Raw genomic sequence first — 14796 nt, 5'->3', positions numbered from 1 at the left:
CTCGCAGACGGTGGTGAGGGCTCCGCAAGGGCGGGGTGCGGGGGTGCGGGGCAAAGGCCGGGCCCGGTGGCGGTGCGGAGGCACCGGCACCGGGCCCGGCCGGGGCTCAGCAGCGTCCGAGGTCTCTCCAGACGCTGGAGGTGTCCGGACGTTCACCGCGCACCCACCAGGCGGCCCGGTAGGCGTGCCCGTTGTAGGTCACCGTGTCGCCGCCCAGATACGCGCGCGTCGCGTCCCAGGGGTCGGACGAGGCGCACTCCGGCGGGGCAACCGGCGGGGGCGGGGGCGGCGGGGTGCCACCGCCCCCGCCGCTGGTGACGTTGACATCGACGCAGGCGTAGAACGCCATGGGGGTGTCGGCGATATTCCACACGGCGAGGATCGTGTGCCGGCCCTGGGGCAGGTGGGTCAGGGTGTGCGAGATGTCCGAGGGCGGCCGGGTGTTGCCCTGGTCGAACGTCCGGAAGAGGACTCCGTCGACGTAGTACTGCCAGGTGCTGGTGCTGTGCGCGGCGGTCAGCCGCCACTGGAGGGTGACCGAGTTGCCGACCTGCGTCACCGGCCAGTTCTTGCTCTCGTCGTCCAGCACGGTGAAGCCGCTGCCGCCGCTGCACTGGCGCGACCCCTTGGGCGCCTCGACGCTCTGCGGTTCGTACTGCAGGCCGCCGCATCCGGTGACGCGGCCGGTGGCGCAGTGGTCCTGACGGCTGGGCGGGGAGGTGATCCAGCCGTGCGCACTGGCCGTGGTTGCCGTGGTCATGACAAGGGCAAGCGGGATGGCCATCACGAAGGCCAAGGAAGTGGAGAGCAATCGTCTCAGACTCATGCGGGGGGCTCCTGTTCTGCCCGCACCTGGCTGCTCCACCAGGTACAGGGAGTCGGTACCGGCAGTGCTCCAGCGGGCCGCCCCGACGCCGCAGCATGTCTAGACCAACGTAGAGCGAGGGCCGTTCGACCCCAAGGCGATTTTCGGCGAGGATCCCCCGGCCGCGAGATCCCACCGTCCCGGTGCGCCTCCACACCCCGAGTCGTCGGCGCATCGATCGGACACCGCACGTCAGAAGCGCTCCGGGCAGGGAGAGGCAGCGCTTCGGGCCCTCCGGGAGACGGACAGAAGCACCGAGTTTGCGGCGGTTCGTCGGACTGTCTCATTCTCGACGTTGCGCGGCGGGTCCTCGCGGAGGCTCCGCGCAGCGAGGAGAGCAGTTCGGCATCGCGATCCGCGGGGCCTACGGCTCCACAGGAGCGGGCCACAACGGGCTCCCGAAGTACAGCTCGCGCAGCAACGGGATCGTCTCCCCGGGGATGCCGAAGCCCGCCGCGGGCGCCCGCTCCGCCGACGGGTCGTCGTAGAGGGTGCGCAGCATGAACGGCTCGTTCCCGGTGAGCTCCCCCTGGCTCTCCAGCTCCCTGGCCACCGTGCCGACCGGCCGGGTGAAGCCCTTCAGCGTTCGCCCTTCCGGGTAGCCGGCGAGCTCGTACACCGTGTCCCGGTCGACGACCCCCTCACCTGCCGCCGCGGCCACGATCACCCTGGTCTGGATCGGGTAGCGGTACCCGAGCTCGTCCATGAAGACCCGGAGGGAGTGCTCGGTCCAGCCTTCTTCGAGGTGGTCCGCGCCCTTGCCCCCTTCGCCCAGCTGCGCCAGAGCGCTCACCGACACCTCATCGACCTCCTGGCCGAGCAACTCCTGCGCTTTGCTGAGCAGTTCGCTCTGGGTGAGCATGTACAGCCCTGCCCCGGCCCGGTCCCGCATCTCGGCCACGAGCTCGGGCCTGGGACGCGCCGGGATACCGCCGTCACGGATCGCCCACCAGTCCTTCTTCACCTCTCCGGTCACCAGCAGGACGTCGCACCCCCGCCCCTTGGCTTCTGCCATGAGCTGCACCCACAGCACGTAGTCACCGGCGGCCCGTTCGGCCGGCTGGTCCCTGAAAGCCTCATAACCCGGCGGGATTTCGCTCTCCGCCCGCTTCAGCGCCTCCTGCTCCACCGCGTCCCGCACCTCCGGCGGCAGCGGCTCCCCGATCCGCCCGATCAGCAGCGCGTTCAGCTCCGCGAGGACCGGATCGGTGTGCGTCCCGGCCGTTCCGGGCAGCGAGTCCTTCCCGGCCTGGGTCTCGATGAGCTCCCGGAGACCGTCCAGGGTGGCCGCCAGACTCTCCAGCGCGTCGTCGATCTGCCGCGTGACCTGCGCGTCGTTGCCGAGGTGCACCGCGGACACCCAGCGTTCGAGCGCGTCCTCCGCCGAGTGCCGCACCGTGTCCAGGGCAGCGCCGACCTCGTGCGCCTTGGTGAGGTGGTGATGCCGGACGGAGGGCAGTTCCCGGAGCTGCCAGAACTCCGAGAGCACCTGGTGCGGAATCCACAGCCGGTCCTGAAGCTTGCCGAGCACGGCGAGGGTGTCACGGCGGGTCCGCTCGTTCGACCGGTAGAGATTGAGCAGCACGTTCGCGTCCAGGACCACCATGCCGCCGGTGAGGACCCGTTCATAATCGGCGGGCAACGGGGTGCGGTATGCCTCGTCGCAGTCGAAGATCCCCCGTGCGGGTCGGGCCGGCCGCGGCCCTGCTTTCGCCATACCCAGTTCCTGTTCTCGCCCTGCACCCCGAACCCGATGTGCGCGCAGAGTATGGCACCGACTACGGATCCACCCCCCGGTTTCGGCCACCCCCGGGCCGGCAAGGTGCAGGTGGGGCGCACACAGGGGCGGGTGAGGCTTCGCGCCAAGCTGCCGTGAGCCACTCCCCTGGCCAGTCACGTACCCCATGAGGGGAGCAGCGATCATCAGTTGCGCCGCACGCACCCGCCCGTCGCCCGTCGATAGCGGAAGGTCATCACCACCGCAACAGGAGCACCAGGCTGACGCCGACCGCACTCCCGACCGGCCGACAGCGCGACGACGACTCGGCGGCACCGTCAGCCTTGTGGGGGTTTTTCGGTCTTCACGCGGACAAGCCTGACGGCGTGTGCTTAGCCTGGCCGGCACACCGAACCGCACGGAAGGTAACCGTGCGAGTACAAAAAGTGCGGTGGTGGAACCGATTGGGCCCCGCCACCCGGAGCCAGGAACACGAGGTGGCGGAGCATGGCTGGATCAGGACGAACAGGGCTGCCCCAACTGCCGGACGGCGAGGACTCGGGGACGTTCCTCAAGAGCTTCGGCAGGCAGGTGAAGCTGTTCCGGGAACGGGCCGGGCTGACGCAGCCGGAGCTGGCCGCCCGGCTCCTGTACGGGCCGGACCTCATCGGTTCGGTCGAACAGGGCAAGCGCATCCCCAAGCCGGAGCTGATCGACAAGGCGGACGAGGTACTGGACGCGGGCGGCATCCTGCGCGCGATGAAGGGTGAGGTGGCACGGGCCCGGTACCCGGCGTTCTTCCGTGACGCGGCGAAGCTGGAAGCCCTGGCGATCGAGCTGTGCTCGTACGACTCGCAGGTGATCTATGGGCTCTTGCAGACCGAGGAGTACGCCCGGGCAGTTCTCTCCATGCGCCGTCCCATGCTCGATGAGGAGACGATCGAGGAACGAGTCGCGGCCCGCATGGCGCGTCAGGACATCTTCGCGCGGAAGCCTGCCCCCCTGATGAGCTTTGTCATCGAGGAAGCGGTGCTGCAGCGACCGCTCGGAGGCCGTCGAGTACTGAGGGAGCAGTTGGAGCAGTTGCTCCTCGTCGGCCAGAAGCGGAACGTGGAGATCCAGGTGATGCCCACCGATCGAGAGGATCACGCGGGTGCGGACGGTCCGCTCGTTCTGATCACTCCGAACGGCGGCGAGCAGGTGGCTTATCTGGAAACGCAGGGACGCAGCAACCTCATCACGCATCGCGACGAGGTCCGCGCCATGGCCGCACGGTATGGAATCATCCGGTCACAGGCCCTCCCTCCCCGGGAGTCGCTGGCGTTCATTGAGAAGTCACTTGGAGGACTATGAACATCGCCGATTCTGCGGCCGGCAGCCCTCAACTGAACTGGTGGAAGAGCAGCTACAGCGGGAGCGAAGGAGGTGCCTGCATCGAGGTCGCCGCCTCTCCCCGCGCTCTGCACGTGCGCGACTCCAAGGACCTGACAGGACCCGCCCTGTCGTTCGGCACCACGCAGTGGACCACCTTCGTGGATTACGCCACCCGCCCCTGACCTGTCCCCCACTCCGGGGGTGGCGCATTTCCACGTCGAAACGGCCCTGACTGACGTGGAAATGCGCCGCCGAGCGCCGCCCACGCGTGGCACGGCGGATTGGACGCTCAGTGCGGGTCCGGGGTGCCGGTGACGTCGCCCGGTGACGCCGGTGGGGGCAGGCGCAGCAGGGTACCGAGCGTTTCGGTCGCCAGTCGCTCAGGTGTGTCGTCGAGTCCGAGCTTGGCCGGCCCGCCGCTCGGGTGCAACGTGGCCAGACCGTGCACGGTCGCCCAGACCGACCGGGCCGCCACCACCGCGGACCGGTCCGCGGCCATCGCACCGCAGCGCTGTGCCGCTGCGACCGCGTCGATCGCCGTCCCGTTCCTGGCGTGGCTGCCGAACATGCTCGTCGCCGAGTGGCTGATCCGGCGGCACGGACTCCCGTCCTACCGCCTGCCGCCCACCCGTCGGCAGCGCCGGGAAACGCGCAGGAACGCGGACGGCTCCGGCTCCGGCGCCACGCGTGGGGCCGGAGCCGGAGCCGGGTGAAGGTTCCGGTGCCGCTTCGCTGAGCTCAGTCGAAGGGCTGGAGGGTGATGAAGGCGTGCTGCGGGTCGCCGTCGTGGACCAGCGACTCGTGGGCGCCGACGTCGTCGAAGGCGAAGGCGTAGGCCCTGCCGTCGACCATGGCCTCATGCACCAGGCGGGCGTAGTGGTTGGTCACCTCGTCCTGATAGAAACCGTCCGCGTTCTCGTCGGGCTGGTGGGCATTGGTCAGCAGCGTGGTGCGGTGGAAGCCCGCGCACAGTGTGCGGGAGAGGGGGCCGCGGACCTCGTCGTTCGGGGCGTCGAGCTGCTTGTGACAGCCGAAGATGCTGTCCGAGTCGGGCTTCTCGAAGCTGGTGACGACCGCGCCGGACTCGTCCGTGAAGTTCATGACGTCGCCCGAGACCGTGCCGTAGTACGTCACGTCCGGGTCGTAGGAGAACGGGGTGACGGTCAGCGTCTCGTTGCTGTAGTGGTCCCAGACGCGGTTGACGTAGTCGTCCATCGCGTCGGGGGCGACGCCGCCGACCCCGATGCCGTGGCCGGGCGAGAGGGCGCGCAGCACGCTGCCGTCCTCCCGGGTCTGGATCAGGTCGGACCACCCGTCCTGGTTCCGCAGGGCGTCGAAGAACTCGCCGTACGCGCCGGGCTTGAGCTCGCCGGTGGTCTGGACGGTGCCGTCGGAACCCTCGACACCGACCGAGTAGGGGGCCGAGAACATGTCGACCTGGGTGCTGTTCATCCACAGCCCGGCGTCGTTGAGCGTGTATTCGGTCCAGTTGAACAGGACGTCCGCGTTGGGATCGTCCGGGTTCTGCACCGCGGGCTGGACGAGTCCGCCGGTGGTGAGCTTGAAGGTCAGCTTCTCACCGTAGGAGTAGTAGACCCGGCCGGAGAACTTGGGCAGGTCGATGGTGATCGACTCGCCCGCGGCCGGTCCCTGCATGGAGGCGTCGGGGGCCTCGACGGGCGGGCTGTCGCCCTCGGGCCAGGGGTGGAAGGTGCCGTTCTCGTCGGCCCAGCCGTTCTGGCCGCTCGCGAGGTCGGTGCCGATGACGTAGACGTAGATCTGCTCACCGCGCTCGGAGTTGTTCTCCAGCGTGACGGGGATGGTGTCGGGCTGCGAGGCCCCCGCGGTGGCCATCACTCCGGCGGTGGTGAGGCCCGCGCCGACGACCGCGGCACCGGCTACGGCCGCCAGCACCTTCTTCTTGGCACGCACAGCTTTTCTCTTGGCACGCACGAATGTTCCTCCTCGTGAAGTAACGCATGTGGGGGGCACGCGAGGTGTGACGAGCGTCGCTTTGCCCGGCCCTGTGGGGGTGGGCCGGTGATGCTGCGCCCCCGGCCGTCGGGGCCGCCTGTCGGGCGGCTCCGCCCGGCGCCCGGAGACGGTGAGGCCTCCGGTCCCGGGAACGCGCTCTCAGACTTGTTCGGAGGGAGGAGGGCGTCAAGGTGAGGGCCGTCTCATTTGGTTCCGGTTGCGTGCGGGGCACCGGACTTGCGGCACGTGGCTCGGTGCCGCGGACTTGGGGCGCTGGGCCCGAAGGGCGCGGGTGGGAAGGTACCGGTGAGCAAGGACGGCGCGGCGGAGACGCGGGGGTCAGTTCGTGCCGGTGAGGGCCCGCATCCGCACCGCGTTGACGGCGGAGCGGCACCACGGGGCGTCAGCCGGCGAGTCCAGCTCGCCGGGGACCTTGCGGTGCAGCTCGGCCCACACCGCGGCCCGGCTCCACTCCGCGAACCGCCGGTGTGCGGTGGGTCCCGACGGCCCGAAAACGGACGGCAGTTGGCGCCACGTGCAGCCGGACACCGCGACGAAGACGATGGCCGCCAGCACTTCCCGGTCGCCGTACCGCTGCCGGCCGCCGCCCTGCCTCCGGGTGGGAGGCGGCGGCACCACCTGCTGGAACAGCTCCCACAACGCGTCCGGGACGAGACGCTCCACGATGCCCACAGCAGCAGGCTAGCGAAGAAATCCGAATGAGACAGTTCCGGAACCGTACGGGGGCCGACGCGGTGTCACTTGTCGGCGAGAACCTCGAGGTAGCGGGAGCGTACGGTGGCGGTGCCGTCGCCGACGGTGTTCGCGCTCTCGATGAGCTTGGCGAGGTCGGTGCCGAGGGCGTGCTGCCCGTCCTCGTCCAGGAGGTGGAAGGCGCGGTTCAGGGGGCCGAAGTTGGTCCGGAAGTACGTCACGAACGCCTCGGCCGACGCGAAGCGGAACGTCCAGTGGCGCTCCTCGGTGCGGAGCGCGCTCACCTGTCCGCCGAGGAGCTCCCGGACGTGGCCCGGATCTCCCCACAGGGCCGGGTGCGGGGAGGCGGGCGGCTCGGGTGCGTAGGCACGGACGAGCTGGAAGAGCTGCCCCATGAAGCCGTCCGGGGCCCAGTTGGCCAGGCCGATACGGCCTCCTGGACGGAGCACCCTGGCCAGCTCGTCGGCTGCCCGCTGCTGGTCGGGGACGAACATGACGCCGAAGACGGACAGCACCCGGTCGAAGGACGCGTCCGGGTAGGGCAGCTGCTGGGCGTCACCGGTCTCGAACGTGACGTCCAGGCGGTCGGCGGCGGCCCGGGCCCGGGCCTGTTCCACCAGCTCCGGAACGTAGTCGAGGCCGGTGGCGACGCCCATCCGGCGGGCCGCGGCCAGGGCGGCGTTGCCGCTGCCGGTCGCCACGTCGAGGACCCGCCGGCCGGGCACGATGCCGACGGATTCGCAGAGGAGCTCGCTCACCAGGATCCAGGAGTTGCCCACCTTGGCGTAGTCTCCGCTCGCCCAGGTCTGCCGCCTGGACGTGTCGGAGGAATCGCGGGATACCGATGTCATGCTGCCTCCTCGACCGGACCACCGGCCGGACGGCCCCGTGGGTCGCTGATCAGCTTCTCATCGGGCACTCAAAGTCGGTAGTACGCAATGGAGTTGGGCGCCGGGCGGGGCAGGACAGTGGTGGCCGGACCGAGCCCGGCCCGGGTGCGGCTCCCGGCCCGGCCGGCGATCAGCGCGTGAACACCAGGTGGTGGAGGGTCACGGGCCCGGTGACGGTGACGTGGACGTCCCGGGTGCCGGTGGGCCGGGGCCAGCAGGTGTTGGACTTCAGGTGCCAGCTGCCGTTGCCGTCCGGGTAGACGGTGCAGGCCGGTGACGCGGTGGCGCTGTCGAGGCGGAGGTGGACGTTGGCGCCCGGGACGGTGCCGGCGACCCGCAGCCGGACGCCCCGCGCCCCTTCCGGGCCGAACTCCACGTCGCGCAGCACCAGCCGGCTGCCGGAGCCGGTCAGGTGCACGACAGTGCCGCCGTCGTCCTGCTGGGTGGTGACCCCGGAGGCCGCGTCGTAGGTGTCGGCGGCGATCTGCTGGTAGGCGTTGCGGGTGACCGGGACGCCAGGAGCGGTGGCCTCCGCCTCGTCGGAGAAGGCGGAGTCGCCGGCCGCGTTGGTGGCCCGCACCCGGTACCGGTAGGACGTTCCGCCGGTCAGCCCGGTGTCGGTGTGGGTGGTGACGTCGGGTGCGGTGGTGGTGAGCAGCGCCCAGCTGCCGTCGGCCCCGGTCCGGCGCTCGATCCGGAAGCCGGTCTCGTCGGCGGAGTTGTCGGTCCAGCTGAGCGTGATGTCCGTCGGCCCGGACGCGGTGGCGGTGAGGCCGGAGGGGGCCGCCGGGGCGGTGGTGGACGGGGCTGCTGTGGTGACGGCGAGGCTGCTCGAGGGTGCGCTGACGTTCCCCGCGGCGTCCCGCGCCCGGACGGTGAAGCTGTAGGACGTCTCCGGGGACAGGCCGGTGACCGTGCAGCCGGTGGTGGTGACGTGGACGCAGCCGGGCGCGCCGGTGGGGCTGCCGTCCAGGTGGCCGGTGTAGCCGGTCACGCCCACGTTGTCGGTGGACGCGTTCCAGGCCAGCGTCACGCTGCTGGACGAGGCGGCCGTGGAGGTGAGACCGGTGGGGGCGGTGGGGGCTTCGGTGTCGGGCGGCCCGCTGTCCCCGGGCTGATGGATCCGGAAGTTGCCGCTGGCGTGCAGGAGGCCCAGGTAGTTCAGCAGCCCGTCGTAGTAGCGGTACCGGCCGGTGGGCGGTTCCAGATTCCACAGCGCCTCGACGAACTTCCAGGACCGGGCGTGCGTCGCGGAGAGCGAGGCCGCGCCGTTCGAGGCGATGAGTCCGGGAGAGCGGTCCGAGGACAGGGGGTTGCCGGCCAGGGAGTACTGGTTGGCGTAGGCGTTGATGCCTTCGGCGTCGAAGAATGCCTGCAGTCGGTCGGTGAGGGTCTTGGAGCTTTCGTCGGCTGCCCACCAGGCGTAGTCCACCGCCCAGTTGACCGAGGTGCGCCAGGCGTCGAAGCGGAAGTCGCCATGGTCGCCGGTGTGGTTGGGACGGCCGTCGAACTCCGCGTAGTCGGGGTTGAGGCCCGTGGTGGGGTGGGTGGCCTGCACGAAGTACTGCCGGCTGACGTTCGCCGCGTCCCGCCAGAACTGACGGTCGGCTGCCTGATTGCCTTCGTATCCGTCGGCCCAGCGGGCCCACAGCTCGTAGAACGCCGGCAGGTGGTAGGAGGGGTTGGAGAACTGCGCCGCGCTGGCGTAGGGCACGAACACCGGCATCTTGTGGGTGGCGTCGAACATGTTGGTGACGCTCTCGACGACGCCGCCGTTCATGTCCTCCTTGTGCAGCATGACGTCGAGCAGGTGGTTGGCCTCCCGGGTGTACTCGTAGATGCCGGTGCCGTCGCCCCAGCGGTGGCCCGCGAAGAACAGGGCGGTGGCGAAGTACTCCTCGCCGTCGGTGGCGGGGTTGTTGTCCGTGCAGGAGCCGCTCTCGCTCGCCTGCCAGCAGAAGTAGCCGGCCCGGGGACCCGTGTCGTGCTGCATGTGGGTCTGCGCCCAGTTCCACAGGGCGTCGAACTCGGGCTTTCGGTCCATCTGGACGGCGATCATCATGCCGTAGCTCATGCCCTCGGACCGCACGTCGTCGTTGCCGGTGTCCTTGATGTAGGCGAGGGGTCCGTTGGCGTTGGACCCGGACGGGTAGTAGAGGCGCTCGGTGTCGTCGGTGCTGGTGAAGAACGCGTCCCAGTAGGTGTCGAGCTTTTCGGTGATCGCCGCGTCGGTGAGGGAGGGGTCCCACTCCTGGAACAGGTTGCGGTACTCACCGCTCGTGAAGGCGCCGGTCGCCGGGGGGTTCGGCGCGGGGGGCGGGGGCGGTGTCTCCCCCTCGAACCACAGCTCGTACCGATCGATCAGCGTGTCGTTCTGCCCGGTGTCGTCCTCCAGCGTGAACCGGATCTCCCGCTCTCCGCCGGAGGCGAGGTCGAAGACCGCCGACTGCTCGGTCCAGTCGGTACCGGTGAAGCCGAGCGCGGCCACCTGCTGCTCCGCGATGTACACGCTGATGCCGGCCCGGTTGGCGGCGGTGGAGGCGCCCCGGACGTCGACGCGGTAGCGGCCCGCCTGGCTGAACGAGTAGGTGGTGTAGGTGCTGTCACCGTTGCAGTAGTAGACGACGTGCGTGTCCTCGATGCCGGTGCAGCCTCCCCCGCTCGTCATGGTCTCGGCCTGCGTGGTGATGAGCAGGTCAGCAGCCTCGGCCCGCTCGGGCGTCAGCGTGACCGCCGTGGCGCAGGCCATCACGAGCACGGCGAGCAGGGCTATGCGCTGGGTCAGGGAGCGCTCGATCCGGCGTCGTCGTCCGGTCATGACGGTGTACTCCCTCACAGGGGCGGCTGACAGGTGCAGATCAAAGCTGAGCTCTTCTGCGGATTCTGCGGTGTGACCCAGAGCACGTCAATCACCCCTGCCCGAAATTTTTCCGAGAACCTTTCAGCGAGGGCCGGTACTCGCGCCAACCCATGGGAGCTGTGATTTCCAGGGCACTTCAGCTCACTGCAGACAACCGGAGACCATCGGAAAACCCCGATTGCCCACACAGCGGAGCGACTGTTCTTCGGAAAGTTTCGAAGGACAGCGGAGGAGAGCGGGCAGCAGGAACCACCGGAGCGTCAAGGCGTACCCCGGTCAGGGGGTACGGGGCGGGCGGCGCGGCGCTGGAAGTGGCCGATGGTGACCTTGAGCGGGATGAGCAGCAGCCAGAACAGCAGCGCGCCGCCCGGTGACACGAAGGCCAGCGGCACCGAGAGGAGAAAGACCACGAAACTCAGGGCGAGATCGGCGACATCCAGCCGCCGGACCGGCGCGGCCCCCGGCAGCGGCCCCTCCCGATGGATGATCAGCAGCAGGGCGAGATGCACGGCGGTCGCGGCGGCGACATTCCCGGCGTACCAGGCCACCGCCAAGGGCTCCGCGCTGTACTCGGCGATCAGCGAGGTGGGGAAGGGCAGCAGGGCGGTCAGCGCGAGCCCCAGCAGGGTGAGGGCGGTCACCCGCTCGTCCAGGCTCGGCAGTGCGGCCAGCAGCTGCCGGTGGCCCCGCCAGTACTGGGCGATGACCGCGAAGCTCAGTGCGTAGGCCCCCAGGTTGGGCAGGGTCCGGTGCAGTTCGGCACGGAACTCGGCACTGTCCAGCCCCGGAGGCAGGGAGAGATCGAGCACCAGCAGGGTCAGGGCAATGGCGAAGACACCGTCCGACAGCGCGGCGAGACGCTCGGCGCCCACCGGGGAACGGGTCTGTGCGGCGGCGCTGTCCACAGCGGAACCTTAGGCGCGAGCAGCCACCGCAGCGTGCGTACACGCCGCGCGGCGCGAACAGGTCCCGGCGCAGCAGGCACGGGAGGGGCGGACGGGGAAGGCTGTGCGGCCCGGTACGGATCTGTTGCCCGACCGTGACAGCCGTCACCACCCCCTGCGTGTCCAATGTGTGAGGAGGCAGGACACCGCGTGCGGAGATTCCGTGTGTGCGGTGCGGCGGAGACGGGGGACAGTCTCATGAACGTACAGCGGGAGCGGCGGGACGGATCAGGCGGCGGGCCCCGCCGCAGGAGCCTGCTCGGTCTCGGGGCCGCCGGGCTGCTGGGGGCGGGCGGGTACGCACTCACCGGCTGCGCCTCGGGGTCGCAGTTGCCCGCCGGGCCGGGGGCGGACCGGCGGCCGGGAGGCGGTGCGGACCCGGGCACCGATGCGGCACCGAGCGTGGAGCGGCCGCGGCTCATCGGGGACGGCTCCACCGCCGACACCGGTCCCCAGCCCCACCAGCCGCTGCCGCGCCGGCTGGAGAAGGGCGAGCGCCCGCCGCAGTTCGTGGTCTTCTCCTGGGACGGCGCGGCCTCGCTGGACGACGGCCTCTTCGCACGGTTCCGCGAGGTCGCGAAGGAGACCGGAGCCGCCATGACGTTCTTCCTGTCCGGCCTCTACCTGCTGCCCGAGTCGCAGCGCCAGCGCTACCGGCCCCCGGGCAACCCGGTGGGCGCCTCGGACATCGGCTATCTCGGTGACGACCGCATCCGGGAGACCCTGGAACAGTTGCGGGCCGCATGGCTGGAGGGGCACGAGATAGGGACGCACTTCAACGGCCACTTCTGCGCCGGTCCGGGGTCGGTCGAGCACTGGACTCCCGCGGACTGGGAGGACGAGATCACGCAGGCGGTGGAGTTCGTGACGCGGTGGCGCACGCACACCGGTTTCGACGATGTGGAGCCGTTGCCCTTCGACTACCGCGAGGAGCTGACCGGCGGGCGTACGCCCTGCCTGCTCGGCCAGCAGAACCTGCTGCCCACCGCCGCCGCGCTGGACTGGCGGTACGACGCGAGCTCCCCCGGCGGCCTTCAGCGCTGGCCCGCCCGGGTGGAAGGCGTGTGGGACTTCCCGCTCCAGGCGCTGCCCTTTCCGGGCCGCAGCTTCGAGGTGCTGTCGATGGACTACAACCTGATGGCCAACCAGTCCGGAGTCACGCAGGGCGACCCCGCCCAGCACCCGAAGTGGTACCGGGAGGCGCGGGGCGCGTTCTTCGAGGGCTTCCTGCGGGCGTATGCCTCCAATCGGGCCCCGCTGTTCATCGGCAACCACTTCGAGCAGTGGAACGGCGGCATCTACATGGACGCCGTAGAGGACTCGCTCCGGGAGATGGCGACCTACGAGGACGTGCGCTTCGTCTCCTTCCGGCAGCTGTGCGACTGGCTGGACGTGCAGGATCCACAGGTCCTCACCCGTCTGCGGGACCTGCCGGTGGGGCAGGCGCCGCCGGCCGGCTGGGCAGGCCTGGCGGCGTAGTCCCACGTCAGGCGCCGGGGAGGGACCGGGGGTCGCGGTCGGAGGCGGGCCAGACGTAGGGGAGGTCGTCGGGTACGCCGGGGAACCGCGGACCGTAGAACTCCGGGGCCTTGCGCACCAGCGCCGAACGGTGGCTCCGGTGGAACGCCGGATCGCCGAGCCAGGGCGGCAGCTCACCGGCCTCGGCCAGCTGCTCCTGGACGCGGACCGCGGTGGTGCCGTACCGGGCGGAGTAGTCGGTGAGGAGCGAGGCCGCGCAGGTGTCCGGGCGGCCCGCGGCCGTCCATACCCGGCAGGTCTCCAGGCCGTAGCGCACCAGGGCCTCCTCGTAGCCGGTCCACATGCGGACCGCCGGATGGTTGCGCCAGCCGTACCCGGGGACCGTCAGACCGCGCAGCACCTGGAGCGCCTCCACCCGCTGCTTCCCCAGCCGGCGCGCGTCCAGCACCCCGGCGGACCGGGCGAAGTCACCGTACGGGAGGAAGGTCTGCACGGTTCCGATTGTCTCCGGGAGCGGCGGGCGCCGCACGGCCGCCGGGGAGCCCGGCCCCCAGGTGCAGGGGCCGGTGAGCCGGGTACGCGGGGGGTCCGGGAGATGACGGGAGGCAGTCATGGTCTTCGACAACCGCACGGACGCCGGGCGGCGGCTCGGCGAACGGCTCGGGAGTCTGCGGGACGAGGACGCGGTGGTGCTGGGGCTGCCGCGCGGCGGGGTGGTGGTGGCGGCCGAAGTGGCGCGGAGGCTGCACAAGCCGCTGGACATCGCCGTGGTCCGCAAGCTCGGGGTGCCCTTCCAGCCCGAGGTGGGCATGGGGGCGATCGGCGAGGACGGGGTGCGGGTCGTCAACGACGAGGTGGTGCGGCGCGCCGGGGTCTCCGATGAGCAGCTGGCCGGGGTGGAGGAGCAGGAGCGCACCGAGCTGGAGCGCCGGGCCCGGGCCTACCGCGGTGACCGGCAACGGCCGGAGGTCCGGGGGCGCACGGTGGTGGTCGTGGACGACGGCATCGCCACCGGCTCCACCGCCCGGGCCGCGTGCCGCTCGGCCAGGGACCGGGGAGCGGCCCGGGTGGTGCTCGCCGTGCCGGTGGCGCCACGGGACGCGGAGCTTCGGCTGCGGCAGGACATCGACGAGCTGGTGAGTGTGGAGACCCCGGCCGACTTCATGGCGATCGGGCAGTTCTACACGGACTTCGCGCAGACCACCGACGAGGAGGTCCTTGCCTGCCTGGCGGCCGGAGGCGAGGAGCAGGCGGGCAGCACGGAGGGCGCGGGCGCCGGGCCCGGGGACGGTGAGGTGGAGGTGTCGGCGGGTGGCGTGGAGCTCGGCGGTGAGCTGGTCGTTCCGGAGGACGCGACAGCGGTGGTGGTGTTCGTGCACGGCAGCGGGAGCAGCCGGCACAGTCCGCGCAACCGGTACGTGGCGGCGCTGCTGAACGAGGCCGGGCTGGGCACACTGCTGTTCGACCTGCTGACCGAGGAGGAGGCGCAGGACCGCGCCAATGTCTTCGACACCGCGCTGCTGGCCGAGCGGCTGGCGCAGGTCACCCGCGGCCTCCGGGCCGAGCCCGCGGTGGAAGGGCTGCCGGTGGGCTATTTCGGTGCCAGTACGGGCGCGGCGGCGGCGCTGTGGGCGGCGGCGGATCCGGCCGCCGGGATCGGGGCGGTGGTGTCGCGGGGCGGCCGGCCGGACCTGGCCGGCGACCGGCTGCGGGACGTCATCACGCCCGCGCTGCTGATCGTCGGCGAGGAGGACGAGTTGGTGCTGGAGCTGAACCGCCGGGCACAGGAGGCGCTGCACGGGCCGAATGAGCTGGCCGTGGTGGAGGGTGCCACCCACCTGTTCGAGGAGCCGGGGGCGCTGGACGAGGTGGCCGGGCTGGCCCGCGACTGGTTCTCCCGGTATCTGACCGCCGCGCCGCACGGCGCGTGACGGCCCGCGGCCGGAGGCAGCCGGAAGCCGCGCCCAGCCGGAAGACGG

Annotated in this window: 12 protein-coding genes and 1 pseudogene; 4 read left to right on the top strand and 9 right to left on the bottom strand. The window is 70.9% G+C overall.

The features are described 5' to 3' along the window. Positions 1-106 precede the first annotated feature (106 nt). Together PJ985_RS08460 and PJ985_RS08455 are read right to left on the bottom strand one after the other, a co-directional pair. A complete protein-coding gene (locus PJ985_RS08460; RefSeq protein ID WP_271682977.1) occupies positions 107-826 on the bottom strand; it encodes a lytic polysaccharide monooxygenase in 720 nt (239 codons plus the stop codon). Positions 827-1229: 403 nt separating this feature from the next. Beyond that, positions 1230-2582 (bottom strand): PIN-like domain-containing protein, encoded by a 1353-nt coding sequence (locus tag PJ985_RS08455; protein ID WP_271682976.1) that lies wholly within the window; start codon positions 2580-2582, stop codon positions 1230-1232. A gap of 507 nt (positions 2583-3089) precedes the next feature. Between PJ985_RS08455 and PJ985_RS08450 the strand changes: the two genes are divergently transcribed. Together PJ985_RS08450 and PJ985_RS08445 are read left to right on the top strand one after the other, a co-directional pair. Then, a complete protein-coding gene (locus PJ985_RS08450) occupies positions 3090-3935 on the top strand; it encodes a helix-turn-helix domain-containing protein (protein WP_271682975.1) in 846 nt (281 codons plus the stop codon). Continuing rightward, a complete protein-coding gene (locus PJ985_RS08445) occupies positions 3932-4138 on the top strand; it encodes a DUF397 domain-containing protein (protein ID WP_271682974.1) in 207 nt (68 codons plus the stop codon). The genes PJ985_RS08450 and PJ985_RS08445 overlap by 4 nt, the downstream gene beginning before the upstream one ends. Before the next feature lie 107 nt (positions 4139-4245). On the opposite strand, the gene PJ985_RS08440 is transcribed toward PJ985_RS08445, so the two are convergent. The 6 genes and pseudogenes from PJ985_RS08440 to PJ985_RS08415 form a co-directional block, all read right to left on the bottom strand. Then, positions 4246-4524, bottom strand: coding sequence for a TetR-like C-terminal domain-containing protein (locus PJ985_RS08440; protein WP_271682973.1), 279 nt, complete (start codon positions 4522-4524; stop codon positions 4246-4248). Between the two features lie 170 nt (positions 4525-4694). Beyond that, positions 4695-5888, bottom strand: coding sequence for a glycoside hydrolase family 64 protein (locus PJ985_RS08435; RefSeq protein WP_443033452.1), 1194 nt, complete (start codon positions 5886-5888; stop codon positions 4695-4697). Positions 5889-6365: 477 nt separating this feature from the next. Beyond that, positions 6366-6623, bottom strand: a pseudogene (locus PJ985_RS08430) (transposase); the annotation flags it as partial. A gap of 65 nt (positions 6624-6688) precedes the next feature. Beyond that, on the bottom strand, positions 6689-7495 hold the full coding sequence (locus PJ985_RS08425; RefSeq protein WP_271682971.1) for a class I SAM-dependent methyltransferase: 807 nt from the start codon (positions 7493-7495) through the stop codon (positions 6689-6691). Positions 7496-7664: 169 nt separating this feature from the next. Continuing rightward, a complete protein-coding gene (locus PJ985_RS08420; protein WP_271682970.1) occupies positions 7665-10352 on the bottom strand; it encodes a glycosyl hydrolase family 8 in 2688 nt (895 codons plus the stop codon). A gap of 302 nt (positions 10353-10654) precedes the next feature. After that, positions 10655-11299, bottom strand: a complete 645-nt coding sequence (locus tag PJ985_RS08415; RefSeq protein ID WP_271682969.1) for a TMEM175 family protein — start codon at positions 11297-11299, stop codon at positions 10655-10657. Between the two features lie 237 nt (positions 11300-11536). Between PJ985_RS08415 and PJ985_RS08410 the strand changes: the two genes are divergently transcribed. After that, entirely contained in the window at positions 11537-12817 is a 1281-nt protein-coding gene (locus PJ985_RS08410) for a hypothetical protein (protein WP_271682968.1), read from the top strand. A 7-nt stretch (positions 12818-12824) separates the two neighbouring features. Here the strand turns inward: PJ985_RS08410 and PJ985_RS08405 are convergent, their stop codons facing one another. Then, the gene (locus tag PJ985_RS08405) at positions 12825-13310 is read right to left on the bottom strand and encodes an MSMEG_6728 family protein (protein ID WP_271682967.1); all 486 of its coding nucleotides are present in this window, start codon (positions 13308-13310) and stop codon (positions 12825-12827) included. 118 nt (positions 13311-13428) lie between these two features. Between PJ985_RS08405 and PJ985_RS08400 the strand changes: the two genes are divergently transcribed. Then, a complete protein-coding gene (locus PJ985_RS08400; protein ID WP_271682966.1) occupies positions 13429-14748 on the top strand; it encodes a phosphoribosyltransferase family protein in 1320 nt (439 codons plus the stop codon). Positions 14749-14796 lie beyond the last annotated feature (48 nt).

The organism is Streptomyces sp. ACA25 (assembly GCF_028200735.1).
GTDB lineage: Bacteria > Actinomycetota > Actinomycetes > Streptomycetales > Streptomycetaceae > Streptomyces.
Note: the sequence above shows the minus strand (reverse complement) of the source record. Positions and strands in the feature narration are given on the sequence as shown.